This is a genomic window from Pseudomonas sp. GW821-FHT07E12 (genome assembly GCF_058986605.1).
Map to the genome: position 1 here is coordinate 193,620 of NZ_JBYSVX010000003.1, position 23,682 is coordinate 217,301.

Below are 23,682 nucleotides of genomic sequence, written 5' to 3' on the forward strand. Positions count from 1 at the left end.
GGACGGAAGAAATGCCGATCAGGAGAATGCGCAGGCGCGCGATTCGGGTAAAAGTGGCCTTCTCGCCTCGTGGACCAAAGGCGGTCCGCAGAGGCGCGCACACCGTTGCAGAAGGAGTCGCGCGCTGGTTGTCCCGCTGGGAGGCGGGACGGACTGCCATGTCGCCGGCTGCGGGCCGACATGGTGGTGGGATTCAGGGCACTTCAGGGTGCCTTCGGTTTGCTGCGCTTGCGCGTGCCGCCACGTGCGCCTTTGCCGGTCTCGACAGGCAGCGTGCCCTTGCAATCCGGATACCGGCTGCAGGACCAGAACGGCCCGCTCTTGCCGGTGCGTTGGCGCGTGGGGGCGCCGCAGTCGGGACACGCGGGCCCCTGCGGGACCTTGATTGCCAGGGTGGTGCCGCGATACTGCTGGATCAGCTGTGCGATCCAGGACGACTGCTTTTCTATGAACGTATCGAGGCTGAGTTGCCCCGACTCGATCATGTCCAGCGCCTGTTCCCAGATTGCTGTGGTTCCTGGATCCGCAATAGCCGCGGGCACGGTATCGATCAGGGTAAACGCCGCATCCGATGCGCGGATGGCGCGGCCTTTCTTCAGCAGATATCCGCGCCCGAGCAGCCCTCCGATGATGTTGGCGCGGGTGGCTTCGGTGCCAATGCCTACGGTGTCCTTGAGCTTCTGCTTCAGCCTTGGATCGGAGACCAACTTGGCCACGCCCTTCATCGCCTTGACCAACTCGCCTTGCGTATAGGGTTTGGGCGGCAATGTTTTCATGGCCTTGAGTTCGGCCTGTGCGACCCGGCACTGCATGCCGTTTGATAGTGTCGGCAGGATCTGTGCGCGCTGGGCAGGCTCGTCGTCCGGGGCGTCCGGACCACAGTTGATCAACGCCAGACGCCAACCCAGCACCACGACCTGCTTGCCCGTGGCCTGCATCGATTCACCGGCCGACGACAAGAGTGCGACGGTGCGGTCATATTCATGGTGAGGCATGAACTGGGCGAGGTAGTGGGCGCGAATCAGGCCATAGACTGCTTGCTCCTTCTCCGACATGGCCGAAAGCTTGGCTGGCTCCATGGTGGGAATAATGCCGTGGTGGGCAGTGACCTTGCCGTCGTTCCAGGCGCGGGAGACCTGGGCAAGATTGAGCTTGGCCACCATCGCGCCGAGAGTCGGGTCGGTCGCGACCAGCGCGCTCAGGACAGCGGGTACTTCGGTCAGCATGGATTCGGGCAGGTAGCCTGAATCCGAACGAGGGTAGGTGGTAGCCTTATGGGTTTCGTAGAGCGCTTGCGCGATATCCAGCGTTTCCTGCACATCAAGCCCGAATTGGCGAGAGCAGACCTCCTGGAGCGTGCCCAGGTCGAACGGAAGCGGCGGAGCCTCCCGGACGCGCTCGGTTTCCACAGAACTGACCTGAGCCGAGCCGGCCGAGCGGATGCGCTCCAGTGCTTTGCGGGCAACCGCCTCTTGAAGGCAGCGGCCGTTCTGATCACAGACAGCGGGCGGTGCCTGCCAATGGGCCGTGAAGGTGGCCGATGCAGCGTTGAGAGCTACCTCGACAACCCAATAGGGTACGGAGACGAAGCGCGCGATGTCACGATCGCGATCCACGACCAGTTTCAACGTGGGCGTCTGCACGCGCCCCACTGAGAGCACGCCCTCGTAGCCCGCTTGGCGACCCAGGACCGTGAACAGCCGGCTGAGGTTCATGCCGATCAGCCAGTCCGCGCGAGAACGCGCCAGTGCGGAGAAGTACATCGGCAGCGTGTCCGCCGATGGCTTGAGGGAGGACAGTGCCTTGCGGATGGACGCGTCATTGAGCGCCGATAGCCACAGCCGCTGGATCGGGCCTCGGTAGCCGCACAGTTCGATGATCTCGCGGGCGATCAGTTCACCCTCGCGATCCGCGTCCGTCGCAATGACCAGCTCGGTGGCCTGCGCCAGCAGGCACTTGACCGCTTTGAACTGCGTTGCCGTCTTGGGTTTGACCTCGACGCGCCAACGCCCGGGAATGATGGGCAACTGCTCGATGGACCAGCGCTTGAACTGCTCGCCATAGGATTCCGGCGGTGCGGCCTCCACGAGATGCCCAATGCACCAGGTGACGGTGACACCTGAACCGCTCAAGCATCCGTCGCCGCGCTGTGTGGCCCCCAGGATGCGCCCGATGTCTTTACCCTGAGAGGGCTTCTCGCAGAGAAATAGCCGCATGCTGCCTCACCCACATGATGTTGTTCATGGGCGCAAGCATGTCGAGAGATTGCGGTACGGGCAGCAAACAACGCGGATGGCGAGAGATCGCGTTGTGCCCGCAGATTGATCAGTGAATTCGCGCTTTAACTGCACGGCGACGAAGTCGCCGTGGCGCGAGGTCAGTTGCTGCGGTGGGCGAGGCGGTTCTGCAGCAGGAACCAGCACATGTTGAGTGCGAAGGATCGCCCCAAGCGGGCCATCTGGTTTTCGGGGATGCCGATGGGGCGATGCGCGCCCGGACTGAGGAAGCCAAAGACGCCGGCCAGGCCTTTCTCCTCCTCGATGGTGATCTCGCCGCTGTTGCGCAAGAAGCCGATGACCTCGCCCCACTTGGCCGGGTTGTAGGAGGCGGTCGCCTGCTGCTGATGAACGACATCCGCTGCGACATCCACCGCGAGCGATTCGAGTGCAACGCGCGCATTGGTCAGGGCGGCGTTGTAGTCGGGTTGCGCGGCACGGAATGCTTCGGCCGAGTCGTTGATCTTGGCGATGATCGCGTCCCGTTGTGGCGTGCCAAAGCCACGCAATGCGGTGATCAGGTCGTCTTCAACAGGGGCCGCGTCGGCGATGGAGGGGTCAGCCTGCAGCAGCTTCTTGTCCTGCGCGATGTAGCCATCGATCAGCAAGCACTGGGTGAGGTCGTGCATGCGCTCGTCGAAGACTGGCTTCGGAGATATTTTGGCGCGGAGATTGCCGGGCGTTGCAACAATCTCCTGTAGCACCAGTAGCAAGGTTCGATCGCCCTGGTCACGAACGACATTCATGATGTCCGTCAGCAACTGGGCTGGATACAGCGAGAGATGTTCGACGCCGTACTTGCCGAACAGTGCGATGGAGACAGAGGCTTCTTGAATCGACAGAAACTGGGCGAGCGAATAGCGGGTTCTATGGCTGATCACGGATGGCACCCTTCAAGTGAATTGCCATCAGTATGCCGATGAAGCCGAGGCCTATCGAGCAGAGTGGTCGTCATGAGGTGCTGATCCAGGGCGCGATGCGATGGCCGGGAGTTTTGCGGCGTCTTCAGGAGCTTCTGCTAGGCCGCCAAAAGATCCTCTGTGGACGTTGGTGGAGCTATCCCCAGGGGATAGCGTTGCTCCTGGGGATTGGAAGGACGGGAGCAGGCCGCACTGCACTGCTCCTGGTTGATTACGAGGCGTCGTTGTCCTGTTCGCTTGCAGGCTTGGCGCTGAGCCTCACCGATTCCACGCGGAACGGCAGGATGCCCACGCGCCGGGCCTCGATCTTGAACGTGGTGCGTTCGTTTTCGTCGGCATCCTCCCATTCGTCCTTGACCGTGCGGCCTTCGACCATGACGCGCATGCCTTTCTGGTACAGATCCTTCCAATGGTCGGCGTCGCGGTGCCAGATCTCGACGGGTGCCCAGAAGCCACCGCGATCCTCGAAGGTGCCGTCTTTCTTCGGCACCGGGTTGTCGAAGTAGACGTTCAGCCGCAGCAGGCGATTGGGCTCGTCGTTGCCGTTGGCGAACTCGCGGAAGTCGGGGGTGGAACCGATGTTGCCTTCGCCGTAGAAGTGGGTGCTCATATCGAAATCTCCTTGGTGGGTGAAGAGCCCGCCTGGCCCACGGCCAATGCGGGAGGGATGCTGGTGGTCAAGGTTGTGGCAGATGCCCTGACCGTGCGGTGGTCGTGGTTCCCTGGATCCGGCGCAGGTACGCGAGCTCGGCCTGGGCCATCTTGCCGGCGCAGTCCTGAGCCTGGCGGCCCAGTGTGTGCAGCAGGCTGATCTGCATGTTCAGCACGATGCGCTGCTGTTCCAGGGCATACAGGTCGGCCAGCAGGTTGACCGGCGTGGCGGTACTGGCGATGAGTTCCTGCCACAGCGCCACGCCCATGGCGGACCGGTCTGGCCTGCGCCAGCGCAGAAAGGTCGTGCCTGCGCCAGTCTTTTGCTGGGCCAGTTCGGCGGGCAGCAGTTGAAAGGGATGCCCGGTGGCTTGCCGCAGCACGCGCCGTTGCGCCAGGGCGATGAGTTGGTCCCTTTGCGCGTGACATCGGCTGGCCCAGTCTTCGAGAGTCCCCTTACCTTTAAAAGGTCTTAAAAGGCCTTTTAGATAGGCTGCCTGTTCCAGCTTGATGAAGTCCGCCTGTTCCAGCGGACGGAAATGGGCGTGCTGCCCCAGGCTCGGATCCGTCATGCTGGCTCGTCCTCGGCATCCGCGTCGGGTGCGGCGGGCGCTGGCGCAGCGTCGGTGCTCTTGGCTGCAGCGGTCTCGGGGGGCTTGGAATCATCGCGCTGTTGCAGGCCGCGGCGCGAGATCGGCGGCGCGAAGCGGGACCGGCGCGTGCCTTCGAGAACGTCCTGCGGCAGCTCGCCGTATTTTTCCAGGGCCGCGCGGGCTGCGGCATTCTTCGCCGCGAAGTCGTCGCGCGTCGTGCCCGAGTACCTGAACTGCTGCGCCAGTGAGAAGAGGCTGCGAAGCGCATGAGCGCCATCGTTGAGCCAACGTTCCAGGGTGCTGCGGTCGATCAGCGCAGTGTGGTGGGCCAGGATCAGCTTGCGGGCGATGTCGTCGTAGTCGGCCAGCAGGTAGACCGCAGCGAAGCCCAACTGGGCATTGACGAACAAGGGCAGCTTGACGGGCTGCACATTGAGGTTCTCGCCAAGGGTCAGTGCCGTCGGCACACCGGCCAGGGCCTGATCAACCTGCTCTCGCAGCGCCTGCAGGGTGGTCTTGGTCTGATCGAGCTTCTCTTCGATACGCAGCATCCACCAGTCGGAGTACGGGTCGTCCTGCTCGGCGCCGCGCTTCATCTTGTTCATGACTGAGACGTAGCCGTTGAGGCCCACGATGGCCGCTCGGCCGTCGCCTGCGGCGCGGCCATGCCAGATGCGGGAAGCATGATGGGTGTGCAGCGTCAGCGACATCGCGCTGCGAAGCGACCCGAGATTCAACTGCAAGGGTTCATTGATTGCCATGGTGTGGGCTCGCTGTTGGGAAACGAGCCGCCAGCTTCCCGGCGTTGGGGAAGCTCGTCAGTCAACAAATGGAACCTGGAGCCTTCCGCGTTCTCGGCGTGCGGCGGGCCGCTGCCAGCTATCCCCAGGGGATAGCTCCACTGACCTCCATCGAGCGTTGCAACCCAGCGGGCTACGATGACGCTCCGATACCGACAACTGATTGCTTCAATGATGGAGGGGCGGATGGGGAGTAGTGCGAAGCTGGTTTTGAATGGTGAGCAGCGATCTCACGCGGATGCCGTGCTGGAGATGCTCGAGCGTGCCCATCATTTCGAGTGCATGGTGGCGTTTGCGAAGGTCTCCGCGCTACCAGGGTTGCTGACACCGTTGGAGCAGGCGCTGGACCGTGGCATGTCGGCCCGGGTCGCGGTCGGACTGAGCTTCCATCTCAGTGAGCCGCAGCTGTTGCGTAAGCTGTTCGACCTGTCGAAGCGCAGCGCTATGCAGCTCTACTTGAGCACCGGCGATGCGACGTTCCATCCCAAGATCTACGCGACCCAGGAGCCCAAGCGGTGCACGGTGATCGTGGGGTCTGCCAACCTGACGGCTGGTGGTCTCGGCGACAACCACGAAGCTTCGGTCTTGGTCGACGGTCCGGACCCCACGTTGTTTGCGGAGGTCCAGGCGCACTTCGATCTGCTTGTCGCCGAGGAATCGATTGTCCTGGCGACCAAGAAGAGCATTGATCCGTACGCCGTCGAATTTGCGATCCACGATGCTTGGCGCAAGATGGCAAGGAAGCGGGCCGATCGCGTTGCCCGTGATGACTTGCGGGACCTGACGGTGTTGGCGGACCAACTGGCGGAAATGAGGCGCGACGGTTCGTCCCATGGGTTTGCCGCTCACCAGGTACTGCGCAAGTCCAAACTGAGGTTGGCGCGGCAGCAGATCAAGGCCTTGGCCACACCCGTCAAGGGCGGCGCTCGGGGTTTCCTTCCGCGCTATGAAGCACTGATCAACACATTCCATTCGGGGGGACTGCACCGCGCCAAAACCCGCGTTGCCAGAGCGCCTGCGCGATTCCTGGCAGCCATTGCAGATATTGCTGGCCAGCCCGGCCTGGCGCCGGCCGAGGCCTTCGAGCTGTTGCACGCGCACTTCGAGAACATCACTGGGGCTGGTATCAACCTGTTGACCGAGATCCTGCATGCGCTGGACAACCGGCGGTATGCGGTGATGAACCAGAATGCGGTGACGGGCCTTGCGGTCGCAGGGTTCGGTGGCTACCCGGACCACCCGACGAAGTCCAACGTCGATGGCGATCTCTATGCGCGCTACTGCCAGCACGCTCGATCCGTCCAATCAGAGTTGGGACTGGCCAATCTCACCGAGTTGGACGCCTTGTTCAACTACGTGTATTGGCAGGAGGAGCCCGAGGCATAGGCGGAACAGAGACCATGACAGCTATCCCCAGGGGATAGCTCCATGGACATCCAAGGACATCTGCGAGCCGGGCCTCAGCTCTTGCTCAGCAAGTTGCGCAGCCGCTCGATATGTTGGCGGGCCACTTCCGGCGGAACGACGTTGCGCGGCTCCTGCGTTGGCGTCGGAGCAGCAGGAGCCGCGGCCGGCTTTGCCTGACCCGCCCACGCATTGAACTCGCCTCGGATGGCGCGCTGGACGATGCCGAACAGATAGCCTGCCGGGTTGCGGATCGAGCTGCCCTTGCAGCGGGCGTCCCATTCGTCCAGGACGGCCTGGCGCATGGACTCCTGAACCTGTTGCAGTGCCACCATGGCCCCCGCTTGCTGCTCGGGCTTGAGGTCGGTGAAGCGTTTGGGCATTTGCAGGCCGTTCAGCGCATGCGCCCGCGCGGTAGTACGTACTTTATTAATACTTTCCTTACGTACTGTACGGTCCTCCTTCGGATTCCGAAGAGAGGCGTTTTGCGCGGGTTTCGCCCCTGCTTCGGATTCCGAAGCAGGGGCATCGACATTCCGAAGTGGGCGATTCGGCCCTTCTTCGGAATCGTGGCGGGTGTCGTCCTGTGGATAACTTTCAGGGAGCCAGCCGCCCTCGGCCATGCGGCGCGTGAGTACCTGCAGGCGGGTCGGCAGCGCGCGGCCGCTGAGCATCGGGTCTTCGGCAATGTCCTTGAGAGTCTGGATGCCGACCGCTTGAATGGCCTTGGCGGAATGGCCCAGGGCATGGCTGACCAGACCCAGGTAGTCAGGATCCAGTTGCATGGCCTCGAATGGTGTCAGGGGCTCATCATGCAGGACGTAGAGGTTGCCCTGGATGCGGCCGGTCTTGGCATCGCGTCGCCGGCGAACGAGGCTGAGCCAGCGTGTCAGGCGCAGCAGGGTCAAGGCGCGGGCAACGGTTTCGTGCGAGGCTTGCGGACCACAGGGCATGGACGCCAGCCAGGGCCTGAGCTGCTCATAGGTGGGGAATGCGGTGAGCCCGTCGTCGTTGAGCAGCAAGCGAAACACTTGCCAGGCGTTGCGCTCCATGGGTGTGAGCCGTCGATCCAGAAAAAGTGCGCGGGGCACGCTCTCGTGACGGTTGCCGCTGTAGAGGAAGCCATCCGTGGGTGCGGGTGCGGGCGCGGCCTGTTGTTGGGCCGCAAGGGTCTTCAAGGCGCCATCGAACAGGTCTGATAGCGGAACGGGGCCTCGGCGCTGGATCTCATCATCCACCGCCATGACCTAGACCAGTCCCTGGTCGACCCAGGACTTGATGGTGGCCCAGACTACCGACAGGGGCAAGGCCATGCCTTCTGCGAGATCCATGGCGGCGGCCAGGAGCGATGCCTCATCGGCGCGTTCCACAGCCTGCTGCGCAGTGAGCGCTTTCCAGCGTTGCCACAGTTCCGTGTCTTGTGTTTCGTCCAGCACAGGATGCCGACCTTTGCGTTTGGGCAGGCTCAGAATCTCGCGGCGCAGGGCGACTTCCTGATGGGTCAGACCGTAGAAGCGGCTGACCATCTCGGTGCTCGCGCCCAGGCGCAGCATGCGGTCAACGGTCGCAATTTCCTTCTCCACGTCGAGCGCCTGGACGAGCAGGCGACGCAGCACCTCTCGATTGATGGACACGGAGCACCAGGACACGGATGCATTGGCCAACACGCTGATGAGGGCCGGGTGCTTGAGCGCGTCCAGGTCGTCATCGCCGAACCCCATCGCCTTGCAGCGGCGCAATTGCCCATTGCGCAGGTCATGCAGAGCCTGGGCGATGACGGCTTGATTGAGCGGATGGGGTGTCGACATGGCTAGCCTCCTTCGCTCATGAGCCTGGATCGCTGCTGCCGGACACGAGATCCAGTAGTCGGCGAGCCAGGCGCAGCAGTCGGAACAGCTTGACCAGAGCGGTGTCGCTCAGCCGCTTGGCCGGATCACCCTTGCCGTGCAGAAGCTGCGGCAGGGAATGGGGGAGACGCTCCAACTCCGCGGCAGATCCCCGCCCGCTGAGGGATGCCAGAAGCATCAGGACATCTGCGCCGATCCGCGACACGCCAGATGCGGGTTGGCACTGGAACCCGATGCCGTCGTCGCACGGGACGATCCGATCAGCGAGCGATACCTCGTCCGCAATCTCGCGAGCAAATTGCGCGATGTGAACGCGAAGGTGCTCGGGAAGGTCAAGACTGGGATCGATGTACCAGACATCGGAGATCGGGTAGAGCCCACCGGCCTGGACGGGAATGGCCTGCAGCACGTTGTGCTCGAAGTCCGGCGGCAACGTATCGCCGAGTTGCCCCGCGACCAGGCGCTGGATCGATTGCAGGCGCTCTGTCGTCGGCGCGGGGGAGACGATGTGCTCCTGTACCAGAACTCCAGCAGCGAGGCCTGCATTGGGAGATTCGTCGTCGGATGGTCGAGTGTTGAATGCGATGGTGGGCGCTACCGGCGCCGGCTCTGGCGATCGGCCCGTAACACCTGCGGCTGCTTGCGCAGCAGACGTTGAGCTCTCTGTGGGCGGACGTGTTTCCTCGGGTGGTGAGGTTCGCGATGGACTTGACGCCCCTGTCTGTCCCTGCGTCGCCGCAGCGTGCTGTTGGGCCGAGATCGGGTCACTGATCAACGCGCGCTGACGGCTCTCGCTCTCATTGAGGTCCAGGCTCAGGGTGTCATAGTCGACGCCCACAAGTTCTGCCATCTGGCCGATCAGTTCATCCTGGACACGCTGGGCGGAGAAGTCGTCCGGCTGCGCATCGAACTGTGCCAACACGTCGAGGAAGAAGTCATCGAAGCCCAATGTCGGTTTGCGCGAGGCCGCGTATCGATCCCAGATGCGCTCGCTGGCTTTGCGCATCACTGCAATGCGTTCCACCTGGTGTCGTCCCAATCCAGCGTAGAGCACGCTTGGGATGGCCGGGAGGAGATAGTGCACAGCATCTTGCATCCTGCTGATATGCGACTGCTGTACGGGGTAGCCATCGGCCGACAGCCGCCTGGCCAGCTCCGACTGGCTCAATGGGTTGCCTGCCTCCAGTTCGTAGAACTCGCGAGCTTTCTCGACGCCGAGGGCGCGCTCGATAAAGGTCAGGCCCCCACGCAGCTCGTTCTCGGCCAGATGTCCGGTGAGGGCAACGATCTCTCCGCGCTCCGGCCAGGGCCGGAATAGGCACGAGAGGCGATAGAAGCGTTCTTGCTTGGTTTCGGACCACAGCTCGCGCAGGATCGCCAATCGGGTATTGCCGCCATTGCGGATGATGTAGTTCTCTTCGCCGGGCCTGCGGGTGATGGCCGGCGGTGCGTCAAGGCCGCGCTCCCGGATCGAGGCCTTGATGTCCTCGTAGGCTGGATTGCGTTTAACGCGTGGATCATGGTCGTAGGGCCGCAATTGGTCCAGTGTCACGACCATGGGCGTGTCGGCAATGGGATCGCTCAGCGTCGTGGCGGATGGGCCGTTCCGCTGAAAACCCGCGGCGAGCAGTTTGCTAGCCATGTCCTGCGGAGTCATGTCAGCCATGGCGATTCCCCTGGGGATCGCCCAACGCACGGTCACCGGCTTCTCGATCGGCCCGTCGGATCTGCGAACGCGCATTAAGACTCGCGCGGTGATCGCTTGCCGTCGAACTGGTGTAGATGGGGGCGCAGCCGACCTTGGTGAACTTCAGGTGGCCTCCTGGTGTGCGTTTGACGTGCCACCCCTCAGCGACCGCAAATTCGATCAGTGTTTTCAACCGTTTGTGACCGCGGGCCAGCTCATGCGCGTTCGCCATGACCGCCCCCTCTGATCTCCGGAGACTTGCCCGCGACCTGTGTGAATCGTTCCTGCCAGGTCGGTAGCAGTTCGCTTGCCAGGGCGCACATGGTGTCCAATGCGGCGGGAGCGACTCGGCCGGGTGGCTTCCGGAACTCGATCCGGTGCACAGGCAGGCCTCGCGTTGACGCGCGCGGATAAGCCTCGATCGCCGGGACGTTGGTGTCCAGGACGTCCGCACCAACATGTCCCTGGAACATCTCGCGCAAAGCCTGCTGGATCAGCCTGGCGTTTGATGAGACAGGGTGAACGCGGTTGATCAGCAGATGCAGTGCCGGCGGCTCGATGCCAAGGTGACGGTATGGCGCGATGTCCTCTATCAGTTGCAAGGTGCCCCGGCGAAGCTCTCGCGCCGCCAGGATCTCCGGTGTGACGGGCGAGAGCGCCATGTGCGAGGCCAGGAGCGCCATCTCCAGCATGACGCTGCGGGCGCCCTGGGTGTCGATCAGCACTAGGTCATACCGAGGGGCCAGCGTCGGCAACAGGTGGCGTAAGCGCAGGCGGCCATCTGGCGCATGCAGCAACAAGGTGTTGAGCTCGCCGCGGTCGTCGTTCGACAGAATCAGGTCCAAACCCTCGACCACTGTGCGCGAGATCAGTTGCTCGGGGCGTTGCTCGTTGAAGGCCAGCAACTCGTAGATGCCCCCCGTGGCCCGGTGCGTCAGCTCGAAGTACGACGACAGGGTTGGCTGGACATCGAGATCAATCAGCAGCACGCGCAACCCAGCGTCGGCGACCAATCCTCCAAGATTGGCCGCGGTGGTGGTCTTGCCGACCCCACCCTTGGTGGAAATGACGGAGATGACCTTCATGGCAATCTCCTCAGGTGTTGTGCGTGAGAGCATGCGAGTGCGCGCGGTTCTTCAAGCGTTCCCCAATCCACAGATCCACTTCGGCCGAGTCCCAGCCGACGGCGCGCACCCCCAGGCGCAATGCTTGGGGGAACTGTCCCTTTTTCATCAGGGCGTAGATGTGGGCGCGCTTGAAGCCTGATTTAGCCTCGACTTCATCAAGCCGCAGGATGCGGCGCTCGCCCGGCTGCAGTACGGTTGTCTGCGACATGTGGGTCACTCCTTAACGCTCAGTGGCGTTCGTTGGCGTGACCTCTATTCAATAGACATGGCTGTCGAAGTACACCGCAAATGCGGTTTCCAATACCGCACATACAAGCTTGCATCTGCCGAATGTGAGCCATGCCCGGGAGCGGTGCTGGAGGGAGCGCGCGCATGCTCCGCCAGTGTGAACCGTTCCAGCGCATTTAACGCATTCGACGGCTGGAAGACAGCCGGGCGAATGGGAAAGGTTCTAGAGTCTGGACTGGCGGTCACGGGTGAATCGGCGGACCACCAGCGCTAGCTCGTAGCGTCGTACGGTTGACTGCGAGTTGCCGAACTATCCAGCCGAGATAGAGTCGCGAAGCTTTCGGCGTGCGAGGGCAAACTTTCCTTGCAGTGTTCTCTCGGCAATGCCCATCGCACTTCCGTAGTGAGCAATCAGGGCCGAGACAATCGCTTCTTGCGTTCGAAAAGTCGAATACGCAATTCCTGCCGGAGATTGACCAAGCATCAGGTCGAGCATGCCGCCCACTATGTTCAGGTAGGTGGACTCGGCCCGCTCACTGATCGGGCAGTGGTTGCAAGCGGGGATTATTGATGACTGCTTTAGCAGTCCGTCATGGCGTTCCTGAAGGGCTTGAAGCTGACGGTGGCAGTGTTCCAGCTCGGTCTTGAGCGCCTGACGCTCGATGAGCATAGCCTGACCGGTTTCCAGGGTGATGACGGGGTGTGCGATACGCTCAGTTCGGCTGAAAAGAAAGCCAGGACGATGTTCCGGATAGTGTGTTCGCATCCAGCGCTTGAGGTCGATGTGGCGGATGGTCAGCTCTGTGGAGTCGAACAGCGATTCGTCATTTTGGGTAATACCGGCGCGGCCGTAGGGAAGGTCGCCGTTGACGATGGCGTCGTAAATCCGATCGTTGCACAGCCGGAGTTCTTCCCAGCGCGGGCAGTCTAGCGTGGCAGGTAAGCAGCGCAGCGAAGATATCGAAGACACGATGGCGTGCTTGTGTCGTAGAAGACCTGCCCACCGGATGGCTGCTTCGATGGGACGATAGAACACCTTCGACCTTGGCGGATCCTTATGCATGCATTCAGCTCCTTGTGGGAGTGCTACATCACTGACTCCTATGCTGCCGGCCTGGTGCCGGCCCGTTGATGTTGCTGAGTTGATAAAGCAAGGCTGCCCTCGATGCCTTAGGCGACGTGACGTCGTGCTGGACAAATGGCTATCGAATGCTCAGGGTGAACAAATGGAGACTCGATGCCTGCGGCCCGCGACATGCGGCTAAGAGTAGTGCGCCTTCGCACATGTCAGCGTTGTGACAACCGCCTACTTCGGCAAGACCTATTTGGCATCGCCTGTTCGATCTACGGTCTGATAAGGCTGGTTTTGGGTATCTACTGCGTTGAGTGAAGCGTGCGGCGCATGGATGAGACTCCGGAGGTATGCTGATAGACGGAAAAAGACAGAGCTGGTCCGGCCTGGAAGCACGTGTATGAACCGCTTGGAGCGTTGTGTCATGGGCGCCAGTGATCGACATGCCGCGCTTGAGAATTCCACGCCACACGGGATCGAGCTTTGGCAAGAGGGAACGCCAGCATGGCCGATCACGCCACGCCCATATAGCATGGGCCTTGGAGATGGGGGCAAACTTGGGTTGCCTAGGTATTCACCAACTAAGGAGGGGGCGTGGCGATTATTCAAGAGATTCACGCATGGTCCAAAGGACTTGCTGCTTGGCAGCAAGATGCCATCGCTCGGCTGTATGAAGATAGAGCCCTAGGAAATGATGATCTAGACGAGCTTTTTGCCCTGGCCAAGTCCGAGGCGGGTATCCCTGATCCTTTAGGGCGGCAAGCCAAAGCACTTCAAGACGCGGAGGTGGCGTTGCCTGCGGATCCAGCGCGCGTGGTGCAACTCCTTCGCGTCAAGGATATTGCTCACGTGAACGCGTTGGCCCATGGTGGTGGAATACCGATCGCCCGGCATGGGCTGACCGTTATCTACGGGGAGAATGGGACGGGTAAGTCGGGGTATTCCAGAGTGTTCAAACACGCCTGCCGTGCTCGAGATCGACGCGAGCCCATTCTTCCCGACGCGAATGTGGATCCGCAGGCTGCTGGCAAGGCGCAGGCTGTATTCGAGGTCTTGATTGATGGGGAGGCAACGGATCTACTTTGGTGTTATGGGCAACCCGCACCCGAGCCGCTATCGGATATTTCCATTTTCGATACCCACTGTGCACGTGCCTATATCGACAATCATGGGGATTTCGCCTATGCGCCTTATGGTCTGGATATTCTTGAAGGGTTGGTCGGCGCTTGCAATAAGCTCAAAGTGCGTGCTACCCAAGAGAAAGTAGCCAACGCACCAAGTGATGCCGCTTACGTTGCCCTGACCAAAGAGAAGACTGCGGTAGCTGCACTGCTTCTCGGCATCCCTGCGAGAACCAAAGCGGAGCAGATTGAGGCGCTGTCTGCGCTTGGCGAGGAAGAAAAGAGCAGACTTGTTCTGCTAACCAGAACTCTGGCGGAAGCTGATCCTAAGCAAAAAGCTCAAACGCTGCGTCAGAAGGCGATGCGCTTCACTGGTCTGAAAGATCGTCTTCTGGCGGCAACTGCCGTGGTCAGTGACGAGAAAGTCAACCAGCTTCGGTTGCTCATCCAGAGGTCAAAAGAAACAAAAGCAGCGGCCGAAGTGGCCGCAACCGAATTCCGTCAAACTCCTGGCCAGCTATCGGGTACTGGGGGCGAGGAGTGGAAACTGCTTTTCGAGGCGGCACGAGCTTTTGCTGAGGTTTCTCACGTCGACCATGAGTTTCCTGCGCTTCCAGAGGATGCTCAATGCCCTCTATGTCAAAACGCTCTCGGTCCATCCGGAGCGCAGCGGCTTGTGCTGTTTGACACCTTTATAAAACAGGCCGCAGAGAAGGCGGCGAAGGACGCGCGGGAACTCGCGACAACGGCTTACCGGGCGTTGCAGCAGGCATCGGTCGATCTTGTGTTCGGCGATGCATTGGTTGAAGAGCTGACTGAGATCGATACAGAACTTGCCGCTGCCTTCAAGGTGATGCAAGAGAGCTTGACGGCTCGAAAGGCATCCGTGTTGAAGGCCGCTGGTGCGGAGCTTGCGTGGGATGAGGTTGACGCTCTTGCGGCTCATCCGCAGGGTCGGCTACTTGTTGTGATTGAAGGCTTGCAGCAGCAGGCCAAAGCGTTAGACGCTACCGCTGATGAGAAGGTTCGCGCAGGCATGGCGGCTGAGAAGTTGGAGCTCGATGCCCGAGTACGCTTGGGCGAAGTGAAGGGGGCCGTTCTGGAGGCGCTCAACAAGCACGAGATTTGTCGGAAGCTGCAGGTGTGTATCGATAGCCTGGATGCCCGAGGCATCTCCAGAAAGTCGACCGAGCTTTCTCGCACCACCGCCAGCCAAGATCTTGCGGACGCACTCAATGAGGAATTGAAGCGACTGAAGGTTCATCATCTAAAGGTGGTCATGAAGCCCGAGTCACCTGGTGGGAAAACCCAGTTCAAGTTGGTCTTGCAGTTGCCAGGGGGCGGTAGTCCGGCAGCAATCTTGAGCGAAGGTGAGCAACGGGCCATTGCTATCGCTTCATTTCTTGCCGAAATAAAACTTTCCAAGGGCCATGGTGGCATCGTGTTCGATGACCCGGTTTCGTCGCTGGACCATCGACGTCGCTGGGAGGTGGCGGAGCGTCTGGCGGAGGAATGCTTGACTCGGCAGGTGATCGTGTTCACGCATGACATCTACTTCCTGTGTATCTTGGAGCAGAAGACGGAGGAACTCGGTGCAGTCATGACCAAGAACTACATCCGAAGGACGGCTCAAGGTTTTGGGGTTCATTCCCAAGATCTTCCGTTCGACGTTCTTGGCACCAAGGATCGAATAGGACGACTCAAGCAAATGGCGGTCGAGGTCCGTAAGGCACAGAAGGAAGGCAATGACGACGAGCATCGCCGGTTGACTTCACATTGCTACGGGAGGCTTCGGCTTGCTTGGGAACGATGCATTGAGGAGGTTCTTCTAAACGGAGCAGTGCAGCGCTTCGGCGAGGGTGTCTCTACGCAAAAGCTGAAGTCAGTGGTGGTGACCGACGATGACTATCGGGAGGTCGACGCTGGGATGACGAAGAGCTCCAAGTTTGAACATGATGCCGCGACGGCGGTAGGAAGACTTCCTGTCCCGGATCCGGATGAACTGGATCAGGACATTGCCAAGCTTTCAGCCTGGCGTGAGACTGTCAACAAGCGGCTGGGTGAAACGGCGAGAGCGAGAGCCTGACGGTCGCGGGCCTGAGCCCTCATAAGCCACCGGTGTCCGGCGACCCATTGGCTTTCATGTCCAGTGGCTCGCGACCTTGGTGGCAGTCACTAGACGTTGATAGAAGTTTTTGGACTGACTTCGTTGACGGTGTGTGAAAACAAGGCTAGAATCGTGGCTTCACTGATTCATGCAGTGGAAGCAAAGCGTTGGAAATCAAGGACTTAGTGCTCTAGTGCTTGTCTCGTTTCCCGCTCCAAATTGTGAACTGCAGGCTCCGGTCGAAGTCTGTAAGTTATTGAAAAATGGGGCGAAAGCCCTTTTTTCATGTCCGCAGGATTCCAGGAAGATCCATTTGCAGGCCGGGACCTCCCGCGATCATGGGCCTGGTTTTCCGATAGACTCGAATGAATGGCCTGGTGGCAGAGTGGTTATGCAGCGGACTGCAAATCCGCGTACGCCGGTTCAATTCCGACCCAGGCCTCCACTGAAACCCGCCCAGGCGGGTTTCATCGTTTCTGAAGATTGGGATCGGTCCAGATCAGGGCGTGCTCCGGGGGCATGCAGATGCAGGCGGCATCGAATTCCCGGTTCCTGGAGGCCGTGCCGGCGCGAAGTCGCGACCCTGAGTCGCCGCGTTGTTGCGTCAACAGGAACTTGCATTTCGTGTCCTTGGAAGCGTTTCGGGCTCAATCTGCGCGGGGCGAGAGGCTTGCTCCCAGACATCGGCATTCACATCCGGGCGGCGATCAGGCACGCTATTGCGTATGCCCGGATGGCGAAACTGGTAGACGCAAGGGACTTAAAATCCCTCGACCGCGAGGTCATGTGGGTTCGATTCCCACTCCGGGCACACAAACCATGGCGAGGTGCCTGCGGGCCTTCGCCGCATGGACCGCGAGGATCCACCAGGAAATGGCATGACGGCCGCAAAGCTTGTCGACATCGCTTCGGCCACCATCGGTGTGATCGGGCTGGGGTATGTGGGATTGCCGCTGGCTGCCGAGTTCGGGCGACGGCGTCGTACGGTGGGGTTCGATATCGATGTGGCGCGCGTGGTGCGGCTGCAGGCAGGGCACGACGACACCCTCGAACTTGTGCCGGAACAATTGGCCGAGGCGCATCTGCTCGAATACAGTGCGGATCCGGCCACGTTGACCGATTGCGGCATCTTCATCGTCACCGTGCCGACACCGATCGATGCGCACGAACAGCCGGATCTGGAGCCTCTGCGCAGCGCTACCCGGCTGATCGCATCGGTGCTGAAGCCGGGCGATCTGGTGATCTACGAATCCACGGTCTATCCGGGCACGACCGAAGAAGTCTGCGTGCCGATCCTGGAGTCGCTGTCGGGGCTGCGCTTCAACGAGGGTTTCTACTGCGGCTACAGCCCGGAGCGGATCAATCCGGGTGATCACCAGCGGCGTCTGCCGGACATCCGCAAGATCACCTCGGGCTCGACGCCGGAAACAGCCGCGGCGGTGGATGCGCTGTACACGGCCATCATCACCGCCGGCACCTGGCCGGCGCCGTCGATCCGCGTCGCCGAAGCCGCCAAGGTGATCGAGAACATCCAGCGCGACGTCAACATCGCATTGGTCAACGAACTCGCACTGATCTTCGATCGCCTCGGCATCGATACCCAGGACGTGCTGGAAGCGGCTGGCAGCAAGTGGAATTTCCTGCCGTTCCGACCGGGCCTGGTTGGCGGCCACTGCATCGGCGTTGACCCGTACTACCTGCTGCACAAGTCCGAGAGCGTGGGCTACCACCCCGACCTGATCCACACCGCGCGCACGATCAACAATCGCGTGGCGTTGCATGTGGTGGAACGGGTGCAGACGCTGCTGGCCGAGCGCGATGTGGCGATGCCGCAGGCACGCATTCTGGTGCTGGGCGTCACCTTCAAGGAGAACTGCCCGGACCTGCGCAACAGCCGTGCACTGGAATTGGTGGAGTCCTTCGCCGATCTGGGTGCTGCGGTCGATGCGGTCGATCCCTGGGCTTCGCCCGAGGAAGCCAGGAGCAAGGCTGGCGTCGTGTTGGCATCCGAGGCGGTTGCCGGCGACTACGACGCCGTTGTGCTTGCGGTCGCGCACCGGCAATTCCGTGAGTTCGATGCGGAGCGTATCCGTGCGCTCGGAAAGCCCGGCGCGGTCGTCTACGATGTGAAATCGGTCTGGCCGAGGGAACTCGTTACCGACCGCCTGTAGCCCTCACGCCATCAGGAGGCCCGATGCACCGTTACCTGGCTTTGGCCATCAGCGTTGCGATGTTGCTGTTGAGCGTGACCCTGGCCGTGCGCTGGCCGGATTGGTGGTGGAGCACGGCAGTGTTCGCGGTGCTGGTCGTGCTTGGCATCTGGGATCTTGCACAACGTCGCAGCACGTTGCGACGCAACTATCCGATCCTCTCGCATTTCCGCTATGGGCTGGAATCGATCGGGCCCGAGATCCGGCAGTATTTCGTGCAGAGCGATCTGGACGAAGTACCGTTCTCGCGTCAGCAGCGCACGCTGGTCTACCAGCGCTCCAAGAACGAAATGGACGTGGTGCCGTTCGGCACGCTGCGCAGCACCTACGCGGTGGACTACGAGTGGATCAATCACTCACTCGCGCCGAGCCATATCGACAGCCATGATTTCCGCGTGGTGATCGGGGCTGGGAGTGCACGGCCGTACTCGGCGAGCGTGTTCAACATTTCGGCGATGAGTTTCGGTGCGCTGTCGGCCAATGCGATCCGTGCGTTGAATGAGGGCGCTCGTCGCGGCAACTTCTATCACGACACCGGCGAGGGGTCGATCTCGCCCTACCACCGCGAACACGGTGGCGATCTGGTGTGGGAGATCGGCTCGGGCTACTTCGGTTGTCGCGACGAGACCGGGCGTTTCAGCGAGGAGCGCTTCGTCGCCAACGCCAGCGCCGAACAAGTGAAGATGATCGAGGTGAAGCTGTCGCAGGGCGCCAAGCCGGGTCACGGCGGCGTGCTGCCGGCGGCCAAGGTGAGCCCGGAGATCGCGCAGACGCGCGGCGTGCCGACCGGTGTGGACTGCGTTTCGCCAGCGGCACACTCGGCTTTCTCGACGCCGGTTGAACTGCTGCAATTCGTTGCGCGACTGCGTGAGCTGTCCGGTGGCAAGCCGACCGGTTTCAAGCTCGCGATCGGCCATCCCTGGGAGTGGTTCGGCATCGCCAAGGCGATGCAGGAGACCGGATTGCTGCCGGATTTCATCGTTGTCGACGGCGCCGAAGGCGGTACCGGCGCGGCGCCATCCGAGTTCGTCGATCACGTCGGCGTGCCGATGCACGAAGCGTTGATGCTGGTGCACAACACGCTGATCGGACTGGATCTGCGTGATCGTATCCGGATTGGCGCGGCATGCAAGATCACCAGCGCTTTCGACATCGCGCGCACGTTGGCAATGGGCGCGGACTGGTGCAACGCGGCGCGTGGCTTCATGTTCGCACTTGGTTGCATCCAGTCGCTCAGCTGCCATACCGACCGCTGCCCGACCGGCATCGCCACGCAGGATCCGCGTCGCTGGCGGCACCTGGACATGCCGGACAAGGCAGAACGCGTGTATCGCTTCCACGAGAATACGTTGAAGGCGCTGCGCGAACTGCTGTGCGCGGCCGGACTGGACGACCCGGCGCAACTGGGGCCGGAACACATCATCCGTCGAGTGTCGCAGGTCGAGATTCGTTCGCTGGCCTCGCTCTATCGTTTCCTGGAGCCCGGCGAGCTGCTGGATACGGTCTCCACGCACGCGGTGTTCCGTGACTACTGGGCTGATGCGCGCAGCGATTCGTTCCAGCCACCGGCGCGGATCCGGGTGTTGCGGGAGAGCAAGTCGCGTTGATGTTCGCGAGTGCTTTCCCGTTGCCTCCAGACAAGCGGGAGCAACAGACGTGGATCGAAAGTCCCGGGGTCCCTGCCTGCTCGGGGACGAGGAGACAGGGCTGAGGATCTACGACTTGCCTGCGTCAGCGAGCCAGGTCACGACGCCCCGTCCGGCGCGCAATCCACTGGCGAAACAGGCCGTAAGCAGGTAGCCGCCGGTCGGGGCTTCCCAGTCCAGCATTTCGCCGGCGCAGAACACGCCGGACAGGGCATCGAGCATCAGCTGCGCGTTCATCGCTTCAAGCCGCACGCCGCCGGCAGTGCTGATGACCTCGGCCATCGGTCGTGGTCTCAGCAGACGCAGCGGCAGTGCCTTGAGCGTGCGCGCCACCCTTTCCGCGTCCTGGCCGGCTTCCTTGCCCAGTGCTTCGAATAGCAGCGCGGTCTTGACCGCATCCAGCCCGGCATTACGACGCAGGTGTTCGCCGAAGCTGCGGCCCTTGCGTGGCCGGGCCAGCTCCTCCTGCAGTCGAGCCAACTCGCGACCGGGCACCAGGTCCAGGTGCAGCAGCGCATGTCCATCGCGATGGATGGTGTCGCGCAGATCGGCGGCCAGCGCATAGATCAGGCTGCCCTCGATGCCGTACGCGCTGATCACGCACTCGCCCTGCAATTGCCGAGGCCGGCCTTCGAGGTCGGCCCAGTGCGCGACCACCGGCTTCAGTGGTGCACCTGCATGCCGTTGCACGAACCACGGCGTCCAATCGATATCAAAGCCGCAGTTGGCCGACTGCAGTGCAGCGATATCCACGCCGCGCGCGTGCAGCGTTTCGGTCCATGCGCCGTCGGAACCCAGTTGCGGCCAGCTGCCGCCACCGAGCGCGAGCACGGTCGCATCGGCGTGCACATCGATCTCGCCGTCTGCGGTGGCGAAGCGCAGCGCTCCGGTTTCGTTCCACCCCAGCCAGCGATGCTGCACATGGAACTGCACGCCGCTGTCCTTGAGCCGGCGCACCCAGCCGCGCAGCAATGGCGCCGCCTTGCGATCGAGCGGAAACACCCGGCCGGAACTGCCGACATAGGTTTCCACGCCGAGGCCGCGTGCCCAATCGCGCAAGGCGTCCGCATCGAAATCCGCCAGCCAGCCGGTGACTTCCTGCTGGCGCTCGCGATAGCGCGAGGCGAACAGCCCGGATGGATCGGAATGGGTGAGGTTGAGCCCACCCTTGCCGGCGATCAGGAACTTGCGCCCGACCGAGCCCTTGGCCTCATAGACGTCCACCGCGTAGCCGGCTGCACGCACCGTTTCGGCCGCCATCAGGCCGGCGGGACCGCCGCCGATGATGGCAACGCGTGCGGGAGAACTGGCGTGCGTGTCTGGCATCAGTTCGCGCGTATGTCGAGCAGTTCGACGTCGAACACCAGCGAAGCGCCCGGCGGGATCACGCCGCCGGCGCCACGATCGCCGTAACCGTACTCGGCCGGAATCATCAGCGTGCGCTTGCCGCCGACCTTCATGCCGACCACGCCTTCGTCCCAGCCACGGATCACCTGGCCGCCGCCGAGACGGAACTGGAACGGTTCGCCGCGATCCACCGAGCTGTCGAACTTCTCGCCGTGCTTGCCTTCGGCGTGCTCGTCGTAGAGCCAGCCGGTGTAGTGGACGCTGACCAGATCGCCGGCCTTGGCCTCGGTGCCGCTGCCGGGCGTGGTGTCGATCTCCTGGAACTGCGCGATGGTGCCGCCCGGAGGCGGTCCTGGCGGCGTGCAGCCGGCCAGCAGACAGAGCAGCAGCAAGAAGGAGAGTCGCAGCATGGTGGGATCCGGCTAAAAGGGGCGGGGATTATCGCATCCGCGCCGGCTATCATCCGCGCATGGCGAAACTGCTGATGAACCTGCGCAACGTTCCCGAAGACGAGGCCGACGAGGTCCGTGGCTTGCTGCGCGAGCACGGGGTTGATTTCTACGAGACCCGCCCGAGCGTGTTCGGGGTTTCCGCCGGCGGCATCTGGCTTTCCGATGCGGCCACGCTTCCGCGTGCACGTCAGCTGCTGGCGGAATATCAGCAGCAGCGCGGCGATCTGGCGCGTGAGCAGCGGCGCCAGGCATTGCAGGACGGCACTGCCGAGACCTTCGGCTCGCTGCTGCGGCGCCGCCCGTTGTATGTGCTGGCGACGCTGGTGGCGATGTTGCTGATCGCCGCGCTGGTGCTGCTGCCGTTCGTGTTGCTGAAGGGCTGATCGCCAGCGACGGGTAGAATGGGCGGATGCTTACCAACACCGCCGCCTACCAGTTTGTCGCCATCGACGATCCCGAAGCCCTCGCCGGACATATCCGCGAGCGTGCCGCAGCCGCAGGGCTGATGGGGACCGTGCTGGTGGCGGGCGAGGGCATCAACCTGTTCCTGGCGGCGCCCGGCCCGGATATCGATGTGTTCTATGACTGGCTGCGGGCGGATGCCCGTTTCGCCGACATGCGCATCAAGTACAGCTACAGCCAGCATCCGCCATTCGCCCGGCTCAAGGTGAAGGTAAAGCCGGAGATCATCAGCTTCCGGTGCGAGGATGCCTCACCGCTGCAGACGCGTGCGCCTGCGGTATCGCCGGTGGTGCTGCGACAGTGGCTGCGCGATGGTCATGATGACAGCGGACGCCGGGTGGTGATGCTCGATACGCGCAACCAGCAGGAAGTCGAGCACGGTACGTTCGCCGGCGCGTTGACGTTCCCGATCAACAAGTTCACTGACTTGCCGCAGGCACTCGAACCACATCGCGATGCGCTGGCCGATGCGACGGTGGTGAGTTTCTGCACCGGTGGCATTCGCTGCGAGAAGGCAGCGCTGTGGATGCATGCCAGTGGCATGGACAATGTGTTGCAGTTGGATGGCGGAATCCTCGGATACTTCGAGGAAGTGGGCGGCGAGGGCTACGAGGGCGGCTGCTTCGTGTTCGACGGCCGTGTCGCGCTGGATCCGCAGTTGCGCCCCTTGCACGACCCGGAGATGCAGCTATCCGGCGAGGTCGGGAAAATCTGACCGATCATTCACGGGATGCCCGATGGCCGGGTCCGGCCCGGGATCGGCAAGATCGGTTCACGTGATGGATGGGGCAAGCATCCTCACGTAATCAGCAAGCAGCTTGGCGGTCGCGTGTGACAGGCCGTGGTTGCCAGCCAATGTTTTCGTTCGTGCTTCGAGAATGCGCGTGGCGGCGGCATTTGTCCCGCATTTCCACGGCATGGAATCTCTTGCCCTGAATTATTCATGGAGCTAGGCTGGTCAAAACGACTGGCCGTCACAGTCTGGGGGACTACACGGATGACCATCAGGGTTTTTCTGATCGATGACCATGCATTGGTACGCACCGGCATGCGCATGATCCTTTCAAGTGAAATGGACATCGAGGTCGTCGGCGAATCGGAGACGGGAGAAGAAGCGTTGCCACAGATCCGGCGACTGCTGCCGGACATCGTGTTGTGCGATCTGCACCTGCCCGGTGTCAGTGGACTGGAAGTCACCGAGCGGCTGATCAAGGGCAGTTACGGCGTCAAGGTCATCATCGTCTCGGTACTCGAGGATGGTCCGCTGCCGAAGCGTTTGCTCGAAGTGGGTGCGTCGGGCTATGTCGGCAAGGGCGGCGATGCGCACGAACTGCTCAGAGCGGTGCGTGACGTGGCACTCGGCAAGCGTTACCTGGGCAATACCATCGCCCAGAACATGGCGTTGGCCAATCTCGAAGGCGGAAGTTCGCCGTTCGATGCATTGTCGCCACGTGAACTGGAAGTGGCCCTGCTGCTCACGCAGGGGCTTCGCCAGGAAGACATCGCCAAGCGTTTGAACCTGAGCGCGAAGACCGTCAACACGCACAAGGCGCGTCTGTTCGAGAAGATCGGGATCCAGGACAACATCGCGCTGGCGCGTCTGGCCAACCAGTATGGTTTGACCGATCCGGCGCGCACGCTCTGACCGGGTAATCCGGAGGCTTCCAGGCAGCTCCGGCCGGATTTGAACGACGCCAAAAAGAAAGCGGCCTTGCGGCCGCTTTCTTTTTGC

The 23,682-nt window shown here is 62.0% G+C and carries 21 protein-coding genes and 2 tRNA genes; 9 read left to right on the forward strand and 14 right to left on the reverse strand.

The window, feature by feature from the left end:
* Positions 1-203 precede the first annotated feature (203 nt).
* The 5 genes from AC3WJE_RS03730 to AC3WJE_RS03750 form a co-directional block, all read right to left on the reverse strand.
* Positions 204-2,216: a DNA topoisomerase III gene (locus tag AC3WJE_RS03730; protein WP_493729426.1), complete on the reverse strand. Its 2,013-nt coding sequence runs from the start codon at positions 2,214-2,216 to the stop codon at positions 204-206.
* Between the two features lie 161 nt (positions 2,217-2,377).
* The gene (locus tag AC3WJE_RS03735) at positions 2,378-3,157 is read right to left on the reverse strand and encodes a hypothetical protein (protein ID WP_493729427.1); all 780 of its coding nucleotides are present in this window, start codon (positions 3,155-3,157) and stop codon (positions 2,378-2,380) included.
* Between the two features lie 250 nt (positions 3,158-3,407).
* Positions 3,408-3,806, reverse strand: coding sequence for a single-stranded DNA-binding protein (locus AC3WJE_RS03740; RefSeq protein ID WP_342099449.1), 399 nt, complete (start codon positions 3,804-3,806; stop codon positions 3,408-3,410).
* Between the two features lie 67 nt (positions 3,807-3,873).
* Positions 3,874-4,419, reverse strand: a complete 546-nt coding sequence (locus AC3WJE_RS03745) for a DUF3158 family protein (protein ID WP_493729428.1) — start codon at positions 4,417-4,419, stop codon at positions 3,874-3,876.
* Positions 4,416-5,201, reverse strand: a complete 786-nt coding sequence (locus AC3WJE_RS03750) for a PFL_4669 family integrating conjugative element protein (RefSeq protein WP_493729429.1) — start codon at positions 5,199-5,201, stop codon at positions 4,416-4,418. The genes AC3WJE_RS03745 and AC3WJE_RS03750 overlap by 4 nt, the downstream gene beginning before the upstream one ends.
* Positions 5,202-5,378: 177 nt before the next feature.
* Between AC3WJE_RS03750 and AC3WJE_RS03755 the strand changes: the two genes are divergently transcribed.
* Entirely contained in the window at positions 5,379-6,626 is a 1,248-nt protein-coding gene (locus tag AC3WJE_RS03755; RefSeq protein ID WP_493729430.1) for a phospholipase D-like domain-containing protein, read from the forward strand.
* Between the two features lie 74 nt (positions 6,627-6,700).
* On the opposite strand, the gene AC3WJE_RS03760 is transcribed toward AC3WJE_RS03755, so the two are convergent.
* From AC3WJE_RS03760 to AC3WJE_RS03790, 7 genes are all read right to left on the reverse strand, one after another.
* Positions 6,701-7,888, reverse strand: a complete 1,188-nt coding sequence (locus tag AC3WJE_RS03760; protein WP_493729431.1) for an STY4528 family pathogenicity island replication protein — start codon at positions 7,886-7,888, stop codon at positions 6,701-6,703.
* 3 nt (positions 7,889-7,891) lie between these two features.
* Positions 7,892-8,452, reverse strand: a complete 561-nt coding sequence (locus AC3WJE_RS03765; RefSeq protein WP_066267485.1) for a DUF2857 domain-containing protein — start codon at positions 8,450-8,452, stop codon at positions 7,892-7,894.
* 16 nt (positions 8,453-8,468) lie between these two features.
* A complete protein-coding gene (locus tag AC3WJE_RS03770) occupies positions 8,469-10,157 on the reverse strand; it encodes a ParB family protein (protein ID WP_493729432.1) in 1,689 nt (562 codons plus the stop codon).
* Positions 10,150-10,410, reverse strand: a complete 261-nt coding sequence (locus tag AC3WJE_RS03775) for a hypothetical protein (protein WP_493729433.1) — start codon at positions 10,408-10,410, stop codon at positions 10,150-10,152. Before AC3WJE_RS03775 ends, AC3WJE_RS03770 begins: the two co-directional genes overlap by 8 nt.
* Positions 10,394-11,263 carry a ParA family protein gene (locus AC3WJE_RS03780; RefSeq protein WP_493729434.1) on the reverse strand — a complete coding sequence of 290 codons (870 nt, stop codon included), beginning with the start codon at positions 11,261-11,263 and terminating at the stop codon, positions 10,394-10,396. The genes AC3WJE_RS03775 and AC3WJE_RS03780 overlap by 17 nt, the downstream gene beginning before the upstream one ends.
* A gap of 10 nt (positions 11,264-11,273) precedes the next feature.
* On the reverse strand, positions 11,274-11,513 hold the full coding sequence (locus AC3WJE_RS03785) for an AlpA family transcriptional regulator (RefSeq protein WP_493729435.1): 240 nt from the start codon (positions 11,511-11,513) through the stop codon (positions 11,274-11,276).
* A gap of 330 nt (positions 11,514-11,843) precedes the next feature.
* On the reverse strand, positions 11,844-12,596 hold the full coding sequence (locus AC3WJE_RS03790) for a hypothetical protein (protein ID WP_493729436.1): 753 nt from the start codon (positions 12,594-12,596) through the stop codon (positions 11,844-11,846).
* Between the two features lie 603 nt (positions 12,597-13,199).
* Here AC3WJE_RS03790 and AC3WJE_RS03795 point away from each other — a divergent pair.
* The 5 genes from AC3WJE_RS03795 to AC3WJE_RS03815 all read left to right on the forward strand — a co-directional run bounded on the left by AC3WJE_RS03795 (position 13,200) and on the right by AC3WJE_RS03815 (position 19,650).
* Complete coding sequence (locus tag AC3WJE_RS03795) at positions 13,200-15,812, forward strand: AAA family ATPase (protein WP_493729437.1); 2,613 nt, start codon at positions 13,200-13,202, stop codon at positions 15,810-15,812.
* Positions 15,813-16,204: 392 nt separating this feature from the next.
* A tRNA-Cys gene (locus tag AC3WJE_RS03800) sits at positions 16,205-16,278 on the forward strand.
* Positions 16,279-16,560: 282 nt separating this feature from the next.
* A tRNA-Leu gene (locus AC3WJE_RS03805) sits at positions 16,561-16,644 on the forward strand.
* 67 nt (positions 16,645-16,711) lie between these two features.
* Entirely contained in the window at positions 16,712-18,004 is a 1,293-nt protein-coding gene (locus AC3WJE_RS03810) for a nucleotide sugar dehydrogenase (protein ID WP_493729438.1), read from the forward strand.
* A gap of 23 nt (positions 18,005-18,027) precedes the next feature.
* Entirely contained in the window at positions 18,028-19,650 is a 1,623-nt protein-coding gene (locus AC3WJE_RS03815; RefSeq protein WP_493729439.1) for an FMN-binding glutamate synthase family protein, read from the forward strand.
* 108 nt (positions 19,651-19,758) lie between these two features.
* Here AC3WJE_RS03815 and AC3WJE_RS03820 read toward each other — a convergent pair whose 3' ends face one another.
* Positions 19,759-21,015, reverse strand: coding sequence for a TIGR03862 family flavoprotein (locus tag AC3WJE_RS03820; RefSeq protein WP_493729440.1), 1,257 nt, complete (start codon positions 21,013-21,015; stop codon positions 19,759-19,761).
* Positions 21,015-21,446: an FKBP-type peptidyl-prolyl cis-trans isomerase gene (locus tag AC3WJE_RS03825; RefSeq protein WP_493729441.1), complete on the reverse strand. Its 432-nt coding sequence runs from the start codon at positions 21,444-21,446 to the stop codon at positions 21,015-21,017. Before AC3WJE_RS03825 ends, AC3WJE_RS03820 begins: the two co-directional genes overlap by 1 nt.
* 59 nt (positions 21,447-21,505) lie before the next feature.
* On the opposite strand from AC3WJE_RS03825, the gene AC3WJE_RS03830 reads away from it, so the two are divergent.
* The 3 genes from AC3WJE_RS03830 to AC3WJE_RS03840 all read left to right on the forward strand — a co-directional run bounded on the left by AC3WJE_RS03830 (position 21,506) and on the right by AC3WJE_RS03840 (position 23,595).
* Positions 21,506-21,871 (forward strand): DUF6164 family protein, encoded by a 366-nt coding sequence (locus AC3WJE_RS03830; protein WP_493729442.1) that lies wholly within the window; start codon positions 21,506-21,508, stop codon positions 21,869-21,871.
* Positions 21,872-21,897: 26 nt separating this feature from the next.
* On the forward strand, positions 21,898-22,665 hold the full coding sequence (locus tag AC3WJE_RS03835) for a sulfurtransferase (protein WP_493729443.1): 768 nt from the start codon (positions 21,898-21,900) through the stop codon (positions 22,663-22,665).
* 282 nt (positions 22,666-22,947) lie between these two features.
* The gene (locus tag AC3WJE_RS03840) at positions 22,948-23,595 is read left to right on the forward strand and encodes a response regulator (protein WP_493729444.1); all 648 of its coding nucleotides are present in this window, start codon (positions 22,948-22,950) and stop codon (positions 23,593-23,595) included.
* The last annotated feature ends 87 nt before the right edge of the window (positions 23,596-23,682 follow it).